Annotated in this window: 12 protein-coding genes; 8 read left to right on the plus strand and 4 right to left on the minus strand. The window is 58.6% G+C overall.

The window, feature by feature from the left end; genetic code table 11:
* Nucleotides 1-152: 152 nt before the first annotated feature.
* The 3 genes from CJ187_RS08365 to CJ187_RS08375 all read right to left on the minus strand — a co-directional run bounded on the left by CJ187_RS08365 (nt 153) and on the right by CJ187_RS08375 (nt 7,340).
* A complete protein-coding gene (locus tag CJ187_RS08365) occupies nt 153-5,348 on the minus strand; it encodes a DUF3418 domain-containing protein (protein ID WP_146003088.1) in 5,196 nt (1,731 codons plus the stop codon).
* Nucleotides 5,349-5,507: 159 nt separating this feature from the next.
* On the minus strand, nt 5,508-6,563 hold the full coding sequence (locus CJ187_RS08370; RefSeq protein WP_102216492.1) for an alpha/beta fold hydrolase: 1,056 nt from the start codon (nt 6,561-6,563) through the stop codon (nt 5,508-5,510).
* Between the two features lie 3 nt (nt 6,564-6,566).
* Nucleotides 6,567-7,340, minus strand: a complete 774-nt coding sequence (locus CJ187_RS08375; RefSeq protein ID WP_102216491.1) for an alpha/beta hydrolase — start codon at nt 7,338-7,340, stop codon at nt 6,567-6,569.
* A 117-nt stretch (nt 7,341-7,457) separates the two neighbouring features.
* Here CJ187_RS08375 and CJ187_RS08380 point away from each other — a divergent pair, with 117 nt between their 5' ends.
* From CJ187_RS08380 to CJ187_RS08405, 6 genes are all read left to right on the plus strand, one after another.
* Nucleotides 7,458-7,814: a YtxH domain-containing protein gene (locus tag CJ187_RS08380; protein ID WP_233187343.1), complete on the plus strand. Its 357-nt coding sequence runs from the start codon at nt 7,458-7,460 to the stop codon at nt 7,812-7,814.
* A 5-nt stretch (nt 7,815-7,819) separates the two neighbouring features.
* On the plus strand, nt 7,820-8,962 hold the full coding sequence (locus CJ187_RS08385) for a VIT1/CCC1 transporter family protein (RefSeq protein WP_233187342.1): 1,143 nt from the start codon (nt 7,820-7,822) through the stop codon (nt 8,960-8,962).
* A 29-nt stretch (nt 8,963-8,991) separates the two neighbouring features.
* Complete coding sequence (locus tag CJ187_RS08390; RefSeq protein WP_102216490.1) at nt 8,992-9,804, plus strand: trimeric intracellular cation channel family protein; 813 nt, start codon at nt 8,992-8,994, stop codon at nt 9,802-9,804.
* A gap of 21 nt (nt 9,805-9,825) precedes the next feature.
* Nucleotides 9,826-10,734: an SOS response-associated peptidase gene (locus tag CJ187_RS08395; RefSeq protein WP_102216489.1), complete on the plus strand. Its 909-nt coding sequence runs from the start codon at nt 9,826-9,828 to the stop codon at nt 10,732-10,734.
* Nucleotides 10,735-10,810: 76 nt separating this feature from the next.
* Nucleotides 10,811-11,503, plus strand: coding sequence for an HNH endonuclease family protein (locus tag CJ187_RS08400; RefSeq protein WP_284667484.1), 693 nt, complete (start codon nt 10,811-10,813; stop codon nt 11,501-11,503).
* Between the two features lie 168 nt (nt 11,504-11,671).
* Complete coding sequence (locus tag CJ187_RS08405; RefSeq protein WP_102216620.1) at nt 11,672-13,156, plus strand: LssY C-terminal domain-containing protein; 1,485 nt, start codon at nt 11,672-11,674, stop codon at nt 13,154-13,156.
* Between the two features lie 74 nt (nt 13,157-13,230).
* Here CJ187_RS08405 and CJ187_RS08410 read toward each other — a convergent pair whose 3' ends face one another.
* Nucleotides 13,231-14,637: an App1 family protein gene (locus CJ187_RS08410; RefSeq protein WP_284667486.1), complete on the minus strand. Its 1,407-nt coding sequence runs from the start codon at nt 14,635-14,637 to the stop codon at nt 13,231-13,233.
* A 367-nt stretch (nt 14,638-15,004) separates the two neighbouring features.
* Here CJ187_RS08410 and CJ187_RS08415 point away from each other — a divergent pair, with 367 nt between their 5' ends.
* A complete protein-coding gene (locus tag CJ187_RS08415; RefSeq protein ID WP_233187340.1) occupies nt 15,005-16,357 on the plus strand; it encodes a quaternary amine ABC transporter ATP-binding protein in 1,353 nt (450 codons plus the stop codon).
* A complete protein-coding gene (locus tag CJ187_RS08420; protein WP_102216487.1) occupies nt 16,357-17,211 on the plus strand; it encodes an ABC transporter permease in 855 nt (284 codons plus the stop codon). The genes CJ187_RS08415 and CJ187_RS08420 overlap by 1 nt, the downstream gene beginning before the upstream one ends.
* Nucleotides 17,212-17,241 lie beyond the last annotated feature (30 nt).

A 17,241-nucleotide genomic window follows, 5' to 3' on the forward strand; every position in this document is an offset into this window, starting at 1 on the left:
GGTGGCTTCTTAACACTAGCTTTACTAGTTTACCGATTCCGCACGGCCTTATTCTTTACGGACTTGCTTTCCAAAACCTTATTTTCAAAGCTTTATTCTTCAAGGCCTTATTTTTCAGGATTTTATTCTTGAGGCACTAGCTGCACCCGTGGTTAATGCTGCAGTAAGTGGTGCAACCGTTTTTGCGACACTTTCCGGGACGTACCGAGTTCTTGGGCGAAGAACTGCACCGCTAACTCCTGGACTAACCACAAGCCATCTTGCAACTGCGCGCGCCGAGTAACCTCGTTCGCTGGAGTGCGCTCTAGTGCCTCAAGAAAATCCGCATGCAAAACCGCAAGGGAACGCGCATTAGCATCATCACGGGCTAGAGCGGTGGGGGAAGACGAAGCCTTATCTAAACGCTTACTTTGTGCCTGCACGAACCGCGCCACGTGCGGCAGCCAGGCAAATGGTGTGTCCTGCAGCATCCGATCGTTCACCAAGGCATCAACACGAGCTTTCACATCCGTAACTAAACGTAACTCAGAGGGGGAAGAATGCTTCCGTAACTGCTGGGTGACGGTATTGTACTGCGCCAGGGCATCCACAACGTACCCTAGAACCTGGTAGATGCGGTCCTCCAAGTTCTCACGCACAAACTTCAGCAGCGCCTGAAAACGCGGTTTAGTCCGCACCTTATAAGGCGGTTGCGGAGCCTCATCAATCAAACTGAGCGTTGCGGCACGCTGCGCCTGCGCAATCAGCTCCTCAGTACTCGAATACGGACTCGACGCCAGCACGAGCGCCTGCTTGCCTGACCAACGCGTAGACACCCGGGTAGTGGATAGTGCCACCTGCGCCAACACCAAATGCGCCAACCCCTGCCGGTGCTGTGCATCCGCCTGCACCCGCGTGGGCGCTAACCGTAACCCAGCCGCCGGATCCTGCGCTGAACCTTGCGGAACCAAACACGGGTAAGCCCGCACAATCATTCCGTTAGCTCCCCGAGCTTCCACATCCAACGGAATCACGCCACCTTCGGCAGTCGCGTTCGGATGGTCACTAGTCTGGTCGCTCAACTGTCCGTTTGCCTGGGTGTCCGGCAGTGATGGCCAGTGCTTCAAACCGTTTTGCTCGCGAATCAAACCACCTGCATTACCCGCTCCGCCTACCTGCGTTGCGCCGCGTGGAGCCTGGCTAGATCGGCGTTGAGGCGCGGTGCCCTGAGGCGCTTTGCCCTCATGCTGGTCAGCACGCCCACCCGGGTGTACTGCGGGCAGATCCTCCGCGTTGCCCTCATGCTGCGAAATGCCTTTTCGTTGCTTACCGCGGGGGCCCTGCTGGTTCTTATGCTGCTTGCCAGGCCGGTTACCGTCGTGTTTAAACACCTGTTGGTCAGCAGTTTTGAATGCCTCCTGCAAGGCGTCACGCATAGCCGAACGCACCGCCTGCTGTGACTGGCTCGCCAACTGTTTTTGCAGCCACGTCAGATCTTCCGCAGAGCGAATCTCCCTACCTTTCGCATCCACAACCTCAAACCGCATCACCACGTGGGGTGGTAACACCAACTGATCCCACAAATCCGCTGGGACCTCCACGTTTTTAACCGCTTTAACTGCCTGCTGGAACGCGGTGAAAAACGGGGGTAAACGCAACCCAGATTCCGTGCCCGGCAGTGCTGGTTCCACGTCGGTAGAAACCACCCGGGTGTTAGAACCAGAAGCCTCAGCAGAAGTCGCGGGGGTATCAGCGGCAGACGCCGCGGAACTGGTTCGGGCGCCCGACGCCGAATTGGAACCAGCATTAGAACCGGTTTCAAAACGACCCCTTGCAGCGCTACCACCTTGGCTTTGCTGCCGCATTTTCGCGATCGACTTTTTCGACGCAGCACCCGACTTTGACGCCCACGCAGCTAAACGCCCCAAAGAGGCTTCCAAAGAACGCGGGTCAGGCCCATTTGAACCCTTTTGTGTGTCCCCCTTCGGTTCCCGCCGTTGCGCTTGAGGTTTACTCTGCTGCGCTTGAGGTTTTCGCGTGCCAGAAGAATCAGAGGAAGCGGCCTCACCCGGTGCGCTGTTAGCGGCGGCTGAACTGTCCAACCTGTTAGCGGCGGCCGAACCGTCCAACCTGTTAGCGGCGGCTGAATCACTAGAACCGTTTGCACCACGCGAATGCGGATGCCCCGCGGTGGTTCGCGTGCCCTCAAGCCCCCAAATATTACTCCGAATCCAAACCGCTAACTCGCCCGCAACATCGGGCGCCGGAACCAACTGCGTGCGCAAATTTTTCGGTAACGCGCGAATCGTGGCCGTCAGCAACTCTGTGAGCATACCCGGCACCAACCAGTCGAACCCCACGTCACGCACCCGCGCCAACACGGCAACGGGCACCCGCACCGTCACCCCATCGCGCGGCGACCCCGGATTAAACTCATACCGCAACGGCAAGGATAAATCCCCCTGCACCCAATGCGACGGGTACCCAGACGGATCCGAAGACTCCTCCCCAAGCAACGCAGCGCGCGAAAACTCCAACAACCGCTTATCGGCCTGCCCACGCCACCAGTGGTCAAAATCCGCCGCCCCATACACGTCCTCTGGAACCCGCTCATCAAAAAACGCGTATAACGCAGCCTCATCAACAGAACTAGACGCACGCAACTTCTGCGCATCCGCCTCCAACTGCTCCAACACCCGTTTATTATGCGCAATAAAGCGGTGTCGACCACGCCACTGCCCCGCAACCAACGCGTGCGAAATAAACATCTGCCGCGCCAACTCCTTGGGCGAACCAGACACCGACCCAACCGGACCCACCGCAGAACCAGACCCAAGCGCAGTCCTAGAACCCAAAGTGGTGGCAGACTGCGGAATATCAAACGACGCGTGCGGCGGCACATTCGCCAACAACACGGGCCGGTCCGCAATCAACGTGAGCCCATACAACATCACTTTCTCACGCACCATCGCCGCACCATTACGCGTCGACCAATACGGCTCACCATAAACGTGCTTAACCAAACGCTGCGCGTGCTTTTCCACCCACTCCGGTTGAATCCGCGCCACCGTGCGGGCAAACACGCGGGACGTCTCCACCAGCTCCGCAGCCATCACCCACTCGTAATGCTTCCGCGCCAACCCAGAACCCGGCCAAATCACAAACCGGCCCCCACGCGTGCCCTGATACTCCGACCGCGCCTGATCCCACATCCCAATATTGGTAAGCAAACCCACCAGTACTGCACGGTGAATATCATCCGCATTCTTCGCAGACGTCTTTGCCGTCAACGCCATCGCCGCACGCGCATGCGCATCCTTAGCGCCTCCATCGCGGCGGCACCGCTGCACCAAAGACCGCGACGGCACCGAAAGCGTGTCGAACCGAATCCGGATCTCCCGCGCCATCTGCGAAAGCTGACCCACCACGTCCTGCCACTCCCGCCACCGCAAGTAATGCAAGAACTCATCCCGACACATCCGCCGGAACGCAGAATTCGACATGTCCCGCGCTGAAGAGCGCAAATAACGCCAAATATTCAAATAAGTCAAAAAATCAGACGTCGCATCCAAGAACCGGGCATGCGACTCATCCGCAGCCTGCTGATGCTCCGCCGGACGCTCCCGCACGTCCTGCACCGACAGGGCCGCCACAATAATCAAAACCTCAGACGCACACCCACTGCGCCCCGCTTCCACCAGCATGCGCGCCAACCGTGGGTCAATCGGGAGACGCGCCAACTGCCGCCCCACCCGCGTGAGCTTCAACGGTCGCACTCCCACGCGCAGAGCCCCCAGTTCCTCAAGCAAAACTACGCCATCTTTAATTGCCCGAGGGGCGGGGGCGTCTAAAAACGGGAACCCCTCCACGTCCCCCAAACCCAACGCCGCCATCTGCAAAATAACGGACGCCAGCGAGGTCCGCAGAATCTCTGGTTCCGTAAACCGGGGGCGGGCGTGGAAATCCCGCTGCGAATACAGGCGGATCGCCACCCCATCGTCCACGCGCCCACACCGGCCCGAACGCTGATTCGCTGACGCCTGCGAAACCGGTTCAATCGGCAGGCGCTGCACCTTAGTGCGGTTAGAATACCGCGAAATCCGCGCTAAACCCGGGTCAATCACATAGCGGATCCCAGGTACCGTCAACGACGTCTCCGCCACGTTCGTTGCCAACACGATGCGCCGCCGCGGATGGGGTTTAAAAATCCGCTGCTGCTGCGCCGCCGACAACCTAGAGAACAGCGGCATCACTTCCACCCCACCGGGCACAGAGTTCGCCCGCGCCTCCCCCGCTTTAATGAACCGGGTGCCTAAATGGTCTTCCAAACCCGCTTCCGTATCGCGAATGTCCCGCTCACCTGGCAAAAACACGAGGATGTCCCCATCCCCGTCCGCCATCAGCTCATCCACCGCGTGGCAGATACCCGTGATGTAATCAATCTCCTCACCCATGCCATACCCCAAGGTCGGCAGGTCCGCATCCGGGTCCTCTAACACCAACGCCTTCTGGTCCGCCTGATCCATCTGGTCTGTTTGGTTTGCCTCGTCTGCCTGGCCCGCTTGTTCCGGCTGGTGCGCTTCGTTCGTTTGGTCCGGCTGGCTTATTTGGCCCGCATGGTTCGCGCGGTCATGCTTTTTTTCTTCTGCCTGAGGGGCGGCGGAGCTGTGCGCGTGGCTTCCCCCTTTGTCGCCAGGCGTGTCGGCTACCAGGGGGCGGTAGCGGATCTCCACGGGGTAGGTGCGGCCCGAAACTTCAATAACGGGGGCGGGCTTGCCGTTTGAGCCCGTGAAATGCTCGGCGAAACGCTGCGAATCAATGGTGGCGGAAGTGATGATCACCTTCAAATCCGGGCGTTTAGGCAACAGTTGCGTCAGGTAGCCGATGAGGAAGTCAATATTTAAGCTGCGCTCATGGGCCTCATCAATAATTATGGTGTCGTAAGCACGCAACAGGGGGTCGTGCGCGATCTCGGCTAGCAAAATGCCGTCCGTCATCAGTTTCACCAAGGTGGTGGGCCCCACCTGGTCGGTGAAACGCACCTGGAACCCCACTGCGTCACCCGGCTGGTTCCCCACGTTCGTACCCAGTTCTTGCGCAATCCGGTTCGCCACCGTGCGCGCTGCGATCCGCCGCGGCTGCGTGTGCCCAATCATGCCGCGCACACCCCGGCCTAACTGCAAGCAAATCTTTGGTATCTGCGTGGTTTTACCCGAACCGGTCTCACCAGAAATAATCACCACTTGGTTCCGGTCAATCGCCTGCGCAATGTCGTCGCGCCGCGCAGACACCGGTAAATCCGGTGGGAACGTAACCACCGGCAGAGCGGCAGCCCGCTGCGCTAGTTGACTGGCGTTAAATCGACTCACTGGGGCAGACACGCCCACCAGTCTATCGTGTTCCCCCAACCGGCCGGCGAACGCTGCAGCCTTTCAGCCGCCTTCGCCCGCCTGGGAAGCATCGCGTGTAGGTATAGCCGCCTTCGTCCGCACGTCCGCCAACTAGGCCTCGCAGTTTGCCGGGTTTGTTCAGTCGCCTTCAATGATTTGCGCGAGGTCTTGAGGGATGTCGCGCATCACCAGGTGGGACGCTTTGACAACGTGGAAGCCAGTCACCGCTCCTTGGTCTGCGAACCGGCCTGCCAGTTCGTCCAGTAGTGACACCCACCGTTCCGACAGGGCGTGCGAGCCAGACTGTGCGGCAACCACCGCCACCTGCCCTGTGTAGGTGTGGGTGTGGCGCAGCTTCTCAACCTGTTTCACCCAGTCCCCATACGCCGCGTATTCACGCACCATTCCCGACAGGATATGGGCCTTAGTGAATACGGCGCGCGACACTTTTGCCTCATCCACCCGCCGGGCACTGCGCAGTGGAGTGCGTTTAGTGTGGAACCGGATTTTAGACACCAGCCGTGCCAACGCCGGTGAACTCGTGAGTACCACCTGAGCTTGTTTCGTGGCGAACAAAAACAAGTCCTCCACCGGCGGGCTCTCTAACAGTCGCGCTAACAGAGACTCGTTCGACACTCCGTCCGCCTCCCGCTCCACGCGCTCCCCCTCAAGATCCGAAGCAGCAGATTCCGAGCTAAAAGGCTCCGAACCAACAGATTCCGAGCGAGCAGGTTCCGGGCTGGCCTGCCCAAGCGTCTCTGGCGGGGTTTCATACGAGGTGTCTACTAGCACTAGCCGCTCGCACCGCTGCGGGTAGAGCTGCGCAAACGCCTCCGCAACCATGCCACCCATCGAATGACCCACCACAATCGCGGACTCCACCTCACGCGCATCCAACACCTGGGCAATCACCCCCGCCTGGTCCACGATCGACGGGTAATTTCCCTGAGGCAGTGGGCCCGACAATCCCGCCCCAGGTCGGTCAATGCAGATCACGCGATACCCATCGGCTAGTAACTGGTCCGTTAAATCCTGCCAGTCGAACCACGCGATCGCCAGACCGGAAGAAAACACAACCGCTGGGCCTTCCCCCTCATCTAACACGTGTACTTGCGCCGACCCCAGTTTGGGGAACGTAACGATTTCTCGTTTCCCCGTGCGGATTGTGCGCGCCAACTGCGGTTCCGGAACCATTGGCTACCCCAGTCGCGGGGGCACGTGGTCGCGTGCCCACTGCAGTGAAAGCTCGCGCAACCGGTCAACATCTTGGCCCGAACCAAAATGCGCGTGCGGTATCAACACGCGTTTCGACCCCGCCGGCAGGTCCGCCACCACTTCCGCACTCGCCTTATCTAACCCCTGGGCGATATCGTCCGCGTCGTGAATCGCAAGGATCGGCGCGCTCAGATCCGCCAGTAGTTCTTCCGTCTTATTCATCGACAGGTCCACCAGGGTTTGGCGCGATATCAGAAAGTACTTGCGCTGCGGATCCGTGTCGTTCGGGATCCGGGTTTCGCCCCGCTGTTCCAAATCGTCGAGCTGTCCCTCAGAAAAAATATGGGACCATTCAAATGAAATCGGGCCCGTAATCATCCCCGTTAAAATCATGGCTTGGGTTGCCTGAGGGTGCGCGCGCAACGCAACCAGGGAACCAAACGAATGCGCGTGCAGAACCTGGCGGGAAAACCCGTGTTCAACCAGCCACGAACTGGCGGACTGCAGGTCTTCTTGCTGGTTCCGGGCGGTAATCACATCGTCGTCAGAACGCCCGCACCCAGAGTAGTCGAACTCCAAAGTGGCGTAACCCGCCCCCCGGTAGGTTGCGGCGAGCATGTCGAAATAACTGTTGGACGTGCGTTCCCCAAGGAATGGGTGAGAGAAGAGTACCGCTGCGTCTGTTGCATCCACAGGGTTCACAAAACTACCGCGCAGAACCTTGCCGCGCGGAGTCGAGATCTCTACCTCAGCCATACTTAGAGCATAGTAAACCTAGATAAGTAAACTCTAGTGATAATGCTTAGGGTGGAAACACCCAGGGTAAACACCCGTACACTGTACGGTAGGAATCCACAAACCTACGGAGGGATTATGGCACGCAAACTATCGTTCATACTCGGAGCTGGCATCGGATACGTGCTCGGCACCCGCGCCGGTAGGTCCCGGTACGAGTCAATTAAACGACACGCTTCCAAACTGCGTAACTCACCAACGTTGGCGAAACCGATCGATAATGCGTCCGAGAAAGTGTCGGAAGCCCTGCGGCGCGGTGGGCAGGCTGCTACCGACAAGATTGTATCTGTAGTTAAAGAACGTGTGTTCGGCGTAGCGCCGGAACCGAAACCGGAATACGTGGACGTAGACGTAGTGGAAGTTACAGAAGAACCACCTGCCGATTCCGCTAAAACACCTGGTTTCGAAAGCTCTGAAGGTTTCGAAGGAAAATAACGCCGGTGCCCCCTCAGCCTAACGCCCCCGCTCCCACCCGAGAGCAGATCCGCCGGTGGCGCCGTTACGTTGCCGACGAGCGGATGGAAGCGCAGACCTACCGGTACCTCGCGAAAAAACGCGATGGGGAAGAACGCGAAATCTTACTGCAACTAGCTGTGGCGGAATGCCGCCACGAACAATACTGGGTGCAGCGGTTAGGTAAATACGCGAAACCAGATCCGAAACCTTCCCCGGGTTCGTGGCTGCTGTCGAAACTGGCGCGCATGTTCGGCACCCTGTTCGTGCTGGCGCTAGCGCAGCGAAGTGAAGGCCGCTCAAACTACGATGCGGACGATGATGCGAGCGCGCAAATCGCTGCGGATGAGCATATTCACGGGGAAGTAGTGCGGGGGCTGGCGGAACGTTCGCGTGAGCGCCTGTCGGGCACGTTCCGCGCCGCCGTTTTCGGGGCGAACGACGGGCTGGTGTCTAACTTAGCGTTGATCGCGGGGATTGCCGCTACTGGTACGACGCAGTCCATGGTGATTGCCGCCGGGTTCGCGGGCTTGCTTGCGGGAGCGTTGTCGATGGCTGCGGGGGAGTACATCTCCGTCACCTCCCAGCGGGAACTTTTGGAGGCCAGTAGTCCCAGCGAGGATATGCGTGAGGCAGTGGCGAAACTCGATGTGCATGCGAACGAACTGGAACTGGTGTTCCGCGCTCGCGGTGATTCCGAGCAGGAGTCGCGCGACCACGCCCGCACTATTTTGGCGGCGATTAACCGGCCCGCAACCGAACTGACAACTGGTTCGATTGTCACTAACCACGCTATGCTCAGTGCTAAGCAGCGGGCGAAACTGCGTGAGGATGGCCAGCAGTTTGTGGAGATTGGTTCGGGTGTTCGCGCGGGCTTGTCTTCGTTCCTGTTTTTCGCGACCGGCGCGTTTTTGCCGTTGCTTCCGTTCATGTTCGGGTTGTCGAGCTACGTGGCGCTTGGGGTGTCCGTGGTGATTGTGGGGGCGGCCCTGATGTGTACCGGTGGGGTGACGGGCGTGCTGTCGGGTAAGTCCCCGCTTCCACGAGCGTTGCGGCAGTTGGCAATCGGTTACGGTGCTACGTTAGTTACGTACTTGCTGGGGTTGGCTTTTGGTGCCTCTGGCGTGTAGGTTTTTGTCTTGATTTTTCAGGAGGGCCGATGGGGCTGTTACAGGAACTGAACGACGCCATCCCCGACCTGTTTCGCGCAATCGACCTGACGGGCGTGTTTTTGAACGGGATTCTGGGTGGGCGGCTGGCCCGGCAGAAGGGGTTCGACCCGGTGGGTTACGCGGTGTTGGCGTTAATGTCTGCGATGGGTGGGGGCATTATTCGTGACGTGATGCTGTCGGCTGGCCCACCGATAGCGTTGACGGACCCGTACTACATTATTGTGGCGATTTTGGGGGCGTTGACGGCGCTGCTGTGGAAGTTAGATTCGCGGCCTTCGCGCGTGTTGATTGTGATTGCCGATGGCACTGTGCTTGGCACGTGGGCGGCGACGGGGGCAATGAAAACCCTGGCCCTTGGGTTTGGGGTAATGCCTGCCATTTTGATGGGGATGACCACCGCGGTTGGAGGCGGGATGATCCGCGACATTTCTGCAGGCAACGTCCCAATGGTGTTTGGTGGCAACGAGCTTTATGCCACGCCCGCTGCGGTTAGTTCGGTGATTATGGTGGGATTTTTCCACGCGGATCTTGCGATGATGGGGATGCTGGTGGCCACCGTGGTTGGGTCCGCGTTTACGTGTTTAGCGAACTGGCGTAGCTGGAAGCTACCGGCCTCACCAGATTGGACGTTGACGATCACGTCTGAACAGTTGCGGCGCCTGTTGAAAACCCGTCGCAATCGCCCGCGCACACCTCAGGGTAAGGTGCGGGTGAAGCGGAACCGAACTGCTGCAGCCCCCACTGTGGAAGTTGTGTTTGAAGAAGAAAAACCCACTGACCCACCTGAGGAACGTAAGTGAAGTTGCTTTTGAGGAGTTTTAATGTGTGGACGTTACGCCCTGTGGGATGAGGAGGAGAACCTGGTTCCACTGTTTAACGTGGACCGCATGTTCGCCCCCGTGCAACCAACGTGGAATGCGGCTCCCTCGCAGCTGCTGCCCGTCGTGTTTGAACGCCTCATTGAACCGAAGGAACCGAGCCCGCACTCGGGCGGGTCGAAGTCGCAGGTGGGGCCGGAGGCATCGAAACCAGCCTCGGACGCGGCGAAGACGCAGCCAGACGGGTTGGTGGAGCGGCGGTTGCAGCCGTTGCAGTGGGGCCTGGTGCCGTCGTGGGCGCGCGACGACAAGCGTCCCATGATTAATGCGCGCAGTGAAACCGCGTTGCAAAAACCCTCATTTAAAGCTTCTATGCGGCGCCAACGCTGCCTGGTGCCAGCCAACGGGTATTTCGAATGGCAAACCACCCCCGAGGGTAAGCAGCCATTTTTCCTAACTAAACCTCCCGCCGGCCCAAACGTAACCAAGGCCTCCGCCGATCCAAACCCGGCTGATCCCCATGCGGACTCGGACGTGTGCGCGCAAACCGGGCGAGCGCCTCAGGCGGCAGAAGTAAGTGCTGCAAACCCGGCTGAAGTGGCGGCGCAGGATCCGGTGATGGGGTTCGCGGGGATTTACGATGCGTGGCAGGGGCCGGATGGGTGGTTGCGTACGTTCGCGATTCTCACGCGGGCGGCACCGGATGCGCTGGGGCATATTCACGACCGTTCCCCCGTGGTAGTGCCACCAGAGTTGTGGGATGAGTGGTTGTGTCCCACCATTGACACCGACGCGGAAGTGGGGGCGCTTTTGGATGCGATACCCGCGCCGAACCTCATGCCCCGAGCTGTGTCGAAAGCCGTGGGGAACGTGGCGAATAACAACCCGTCGTTAGTGCAGAGGCTCGACTGAGCAGATAAAACAGGTTTCTTGGCCACGCAGGTTGTGGATAATCCTGAGGGCACGCTAAGTGTGGCACCCTGTAGGGGTGAGGAAAATACGGGTAGCGGACTGGGTCGTGATCGTCCTGATCAGCGTGATCGGCATAGCGCTTGTGCTCTACCTGTCCAGCGGGACGCTGGGGAAGTTCTTCGGTCGCGCCAAGCTGGAGGACATCCCGTATTCCCAGGCCCGCAATTACGTTGCCCAACTCCAAGTTAGAGGAAAACAGCATACTCCCAAATACGCGCGCGCAGCATACGGACAGGCATGGGCGGACGTGGACCGCAACGGTTGCGACACGCGCAACGACATCCTGGGGCGGGACATGACGGCGGTGCGTTTTAAAAACGGGAACTGCAAGGTCGCCTCCGGAGAACTAAACGACCCGTATACCGGTAAGAAGATTCATTTTAAACGCGGGGCCGAAACTTCCCCGGCAGTGCAAATAGACCACGTGGTGGCGCTCGCGGACGCGTGGCGGTCTGGCGCGTGGCAGTGGGATACGCGCAAACGTGAACAGTTCGCGAACGACCCCATGAACCTGCTGGCAGTAGATGGGCCCGCGAACCAAGATAAAGGCAGTAAATCGGCAGACCAGTGGCTGCCCCCAAATGAGGACTACCAGTGCGCGTACGTGGCGCGGCAAGCCAAGGTTAAAGCCCGGTGGGTGCTCACGGTTACGACCCAAGAAAAACAAGCGATCATCAACACGCTCGCCCACTGCCCGGCGATGGGCTAAGCCCACTACCCGCCAGCGGGCTTAACTCACTACCGGCCAGCGGGCTTAACTCACTACCCGCTAACGGGCTTAACTCACTACCCGCCAACGGACGGATTGCGCGGTACTTAAGCGTGCAATTGGGCAGGGATGTGCGCAGGTGCAACGTGAAGAGACTAGACTGTGGGCATGAATTCCTCATCCTCGTCACCACGGTGGTCTGCCCGCTCGTCGTCCTCGTTGGAAGGTCAGGCTAAAGAGAAGTCTGATGACACTGCTCTTGCAGTCCCTCAAGAATCTACGTTTGACGACCAGCCGAAACCGGTTGTGAAAGTTTCAACGCACTACCTGCGGCCCAACCAGTACCCAAAGTACCGCTACGACAAGAGGGTTAAAGGAAGTAAGCGGGCGTGGTCGTTGTACGAGGTGTTGGATACAGCGTTCATTATTTTGGCGGCCGTGCAGGCGGGGATTTTGGCGGCGTTCCTGATTCGTGCGTCGTTCCGGCTGTCGTGGACAGCGATTCTGGCGGCGATCTTGCTGTGGGGAGTGCTCACGTTTTTGCTGCTCCCGCGGCTGCACCAAGTGTTTTCGCTGGTGTACGTGCCGGATTATTTTATTGGCCGCACCAAAACCCGCGATGGGTTGCTGGGTGACCCAGTGAACTTGGCTTTTAAAGGTACTGCGGATGATATTCACACGGCCATGCGCCGCGCTGGCTGGAGTTTAGCGGACCCAGTTAACCTGCGTTCCTCGTGGAAAATCGTGATTTCTTCCGTATTCAAACGGTCCTACCCGCAAGCCCCGGTGTCCGACTTGTACGTGTTCGGTAAACCCCAAGAGTTCGCCTACCAGCAAGAAGTGGAAGGCAATGCGAATCAGCGTCACCACGTGCGGTTTTGGCAGGTGCCGAAAGGCTGGTTACTTCCGGGTGGTCACCACGCGCACTGGCTTGCCGCAGGGACTTACGATAAGTCGGTTGGCCTGTCGATTTTCACCCTGCAGGTGACGCACAAGATTGATGAGAACACGGATTTAGAACGCGACTACGTGGTGCGAAGTTTGTTGCATTCCAATGAGGAAGTGGATGTGTCCGTGATCGAGGATTTCTCTACGGCGTACCACCACCGCAACGGTGGGGGAGATAGGATCCGCACGGACGGTAACTTACCAGTTGTGAACTGCGAAGACGTGGTCGATGAGGAAGCTCCGGATTACCAGCCAGAACACCGGTCTTTACTCAGCCGCGTGGGGGACCACCACCTGCCCCCCGCTTCGTTGATCGCAGCGGGCGTGTTAGCACTGGTGCATTTAGCGTTCGTGGTGAGCATGGGCTGGAGTTTGCACGGGGTTGTGGATGTGGACCCGGGTTTGCTGCGCCGCATATTCGTGATTGGTGGGATTGTTTACGCGGTTATCCAGATTCTTCTGTGGGTGCTGGTGCTGAAGCATTTCCAGTGGGCCCGGTTAGCGTTCACCGCCACATTCTTGCTTGAGGCGGGCCTACAGTTATCGCAGTTGTGGCTAGATCCGACGCCGAGTGTCACGAATTTGACGGCGGCTGCGCTCGCAGCGCTCGTGGTGATGATCATGTCGGGTTCGGATACGCGTAAGTGGGCGCATCGCGGTGGGCAAGACCGCACCGTCTACTTCAACGTGCCCGGCGCCGCGTAACGTCAGCTGGGGTAGCTCGCACCGCGTAGTGTCTGCGCTGGGGAATGTCAGTGGGCGTAATCGCCGTTTCGTGACTACTTTGCGCAACCTCGACTAGCGTGCTCCCGTTCGCGTGGCTGGTTTACAGAATGCTGGTTTGCGCGCAGTTGCTGCAGTAGGTCGTAGCCGTCTGGACCGACGAAAACTGGGGTGGTGAGCCCATCCAGTACTCGTTCGGGGGCGGCGACACTGCCGTGAGACAGCACTTGCTGTGTTGGCGTGAGAGTGCGGATGAGGATCGCTGCAACTCTGTGAGGGTAGTCCCGCGCGAACTTGGAGTAGATGAGGGGGTCATGCTGCCCATCGTCGCCAACGAGAACCCACCGCACCCACGGCAGCAGGTTCGTTAAAAACTCTAGTTCCCGCCGCTTGTGTTTAGGCCCAGACCGGAACCACCCGGTTTGCGACGGACCCCAGTCTGACAGCAGGGGTGTGCCCGTTGGGAACCCGGTGCGCGACAGGAACCGTCGCAGCCCCGGCGCCACGTTCCACGCGCCCGTAGAAATATAGGCAACCGGGGCGTGGTTCGGCACCCGGCCACCCGCATTGCTTGCCTCCAGACCCTCCATTTTTGGGTTGCTCGCACCCGGGTTGCTGGGCATGCTCCCCGATACTCTTGGGACGCTGCTTGGGGTGCGGTCCGATTCGTTTGGCGTGCTTCTCGGCAGAGTTCCTATTGTGCGGGTCACGCGTTGCAGTAAGTAAGACATGCCCGGCACCGCTTGACGCGAAGACACGTAGAGGAAGAACGCGTTCTTCGCGGCGATCAATGGGCGCGGCAGCCAAGAGATCATCACGGTGTCGTCCACGTCTGAAACCACGCCGAACAACTCATCGGTTCCCACAATCCGCACGGGCACAGAAGCCGGCCGGGACGTGCGCACCCGCAGTTTTTGAGCACCCTGCCGCCGCTTGTTTATACCCGCTTGGCCTGAAGCCGTGGAACCGTACTTCCCGCCGCGCAGGCTCGCCGGGTCGGCCGCTGCCACGGTCGCCATGTGCCAACCGGGGGCAAGCCCATGCCCGCTGATCGTGACATCAACGTACCCACCTCGATCTGCATAAACCAATTGCCGCTGCTTCCCAACCGTCACCACCACGGGTTGGAACGGGATCTGTGCGTCCATAAACTGGCGCCACCCTCGTTCACCGCGTTCGCGCCCACCTTGGCCAAATGCCTCCCGAATCAAGTCAGAATCACTCAGATGCGCGAACTCCGGGCGGTCTTGCCAACCCGTGAGTTTTGACTGCTGAACCCACGCCTCAAACTTTTCTTCAAACGGAGTGGGGGACATGAGTGCCCGCCCTAAAATACGTACCCGGCTGGGTGAACCAATCCCCCCGTAACCGATCATTTCTGCGCGCCAACCAGCGCCCTTAAGCAGGTTAGCGAGGGCCTTGTTGAAATGATTCCCGAACGTCGTCACGGCTTCTAGCAGCACACCACCAGTCTAACGGCAAGCAAGAGCAGTCCACACGCATGGAGAGTGTGGAAAATCGGAAAACAAATGCAATCGAGCGCATATAAGAAAATATAAATCTATACCTTAAGGGAAAAGTTTATAATAAATTCAGCATTTACTAAAATTTAAGTGTTATCGAGCACAATAAGGGCCTAAAAACTAGATCTTTTACCACCTAGACCAATAGCCTGAAACGTGGTTCGTTAAATAACGCGAAATAAAAAATCGCGAGATTGCAATCAAAAACTTGAAGTCTAGAACACGGAAGAAGAGGGTGTAGATGCGCGCACTGCGCTGCGAGAACGTCTACAAAATTTTTGGTAGAGATTCAAAAAAAGCTCTAAAAATGCTTAAAGAAGGCGCTCAGCGTAGTGCGCTGCCCGAAGGTGTAACAGTAGCTGTAGAAGATGTGAGCCTAGATGTTAACGAAGGCGAAATCTTCGTGGTCATGGGCCTATCCGGGTCCGGTAAATCCACGCTTCTACGCACGCTAAACGCCTTAGGTCCAGCTACGGACGGGAAAATCTACGTGGGCGACCAAGAGGTCACAAACATGCCCATGGGGGAAATCCGCCGGCTACGCGAGCAACACATGTCCATGGTTTTCCAACACTTCGGGTTGCTACCGCACCGCACCGTGCTGGACAACGCTGCCTACCCCCTAGAGATTCAAGGTGTAGGCAAACAAGAACGCGAGCAGAAAGCACTTGAGGCCCTAAAAACCACCGGCTTGGAAGGCCGGGAGAACGCGTACCCCGACGAACTCTCCGGCGGAATGCAGCAGCGCGTGGGCCTGGCTCGCGCCCTCACTGCGGATGCGGACATTTTGCTGATGGACGAGGCATTCTCGGCGCTAGACCCCCTGATCCGCCGGGACATGCAAGACCTCCTGCTGGAACTGCAAAGCCAAAAGAAACGCACCATCATCTTCATCACCCACGACCTGAACGAAGCGATGTACGTGGGGGACCGCATTGCGGTGATGAAAGACGGGAAGATCGAACAGGTTGGGACCGCGGAAGAAATCCTCACCAGCCCCGCTAACGACTACATTGCCCGGTTCGTGCAAGACGTGGACCGCACGCGCGTGATTACCGCGTCCTCGCTGATGCGCCAGCCTGGTACCCGGATTTTCACGGCAGACGGGCCGCGCGTTGCCCTCAAGAAACTAGAAGAATGGGACGAAGAAGGCGGTTGGGTAACAGACTCAGGTACCCTGCGGCTGCGCGGCATGATCCACACGGAAGACGTGGCGCACGCGCTACACAAGAACCCGGAACTGCGTTCCACTGAATCGATTCTGCGCCACGAGTTCTACCAGGTGGGGCCCGATACGCCCCTGTCAGAAATCATTAGTATGGCGGCGAATACGGACATTACGATTCCCGTGGTGGACGAAGACAACAAGCTACTGGGCATTATTCCCCGCGTCGCGATCGTGGTGGCACTTGCAGCGCAAGGTGACTCGGACGCAGGTGGTACCACTACGGACAATACAGCTGAAACCGGTGGAACTCCTGCGGCGGAAGGCCCGTCTGAAACGAGTGGTGCCGCTGCTGAGGGCGCGTTTGAAACGAGTGGTGCTCCCGCAGCGGAAAACACTGCTGAAACCGAAGGAGTCACCACACAGCTGAACGGTAAGCCGAGACAGGAGCAAGAAATCGAACAAGAACTTTCGAACGGGAAGGAGAATAACTGATGGGTAACAACGATCTGTGGTTCTCTTTGCCCGTAGGGGACTGGGCCGACGCCGCGATGCGGTGGATGATGGACGCGTGGGACGGCTTCTTCGGCGTTGTCGCCATGATCCTAACGTCCGTGTGCGACGCCCTGTATTTCGTGTTCTCTACACCTCCGTTCTGGGTGATCATCCTGATCGTCGCGGTCATCGCGTTCTTCGCAAGCGGTTGGAAACTGGCGGTTGGGTCCATTATCGGCATGCTGTTCATCTACGGTATGGGCCAGTGGGACAACGCCATGTCCACCCTGTCGATGGTTGTGGAAGCCTCCGCAATCGCCGTGCTGTTCGGCGTGCCACTGGGGATCTTAGCGGCTCGGGTTAAATGGGTTTCACGCATCACCCGGCCGATCATGGACTTCCTGCAAACCATGCCTGCGTTCGTGTACTTGATTCCGTTCGTCATGATCTTCTCGATCGGGATCGTCCCCGGTATTGTCGCGACCGTCCTGTTCTCAATCGCACCGGCCGTGCGGTTCACGGAACTGGGGATCCGCCAGGTAGACAAATCTGTAGTGGAAGCCGCGTACGCCTTTGGGGCTAAACCCAGCCGCGTGCTCCGGCAAGTAGAACTCCCCCTAGCACTACCCACAATCATGGCAGGCATTAACCAGGTGATTATGCTGGCCCTGTCCATGGTGGTTATCGCCGGTATGGTCGGTGGCGGCGGCCTCGGTAACGACATTGTCCAAGCACTGCAACGCGTGAACATCGGGTTGGGTGCTGAAGCTGGCTTAGCCGTTGTGGTGCTCGCAATGATCCTCGACCGGCTAACTGCCTCATTCGGTAAAAAATCCGAAAGAGCTAACCGCTAACTGAAGCTCTCAACTGGATACAAATCTCAT

The organism is Gleimia hominis, assembly GCF_002871945.2.
GTDB lineage: Bacteria > Actinomycetota > Actinomycetes > Actinomycetales > Actinomycetaceae > Gleimia > Gleimia hominis_A.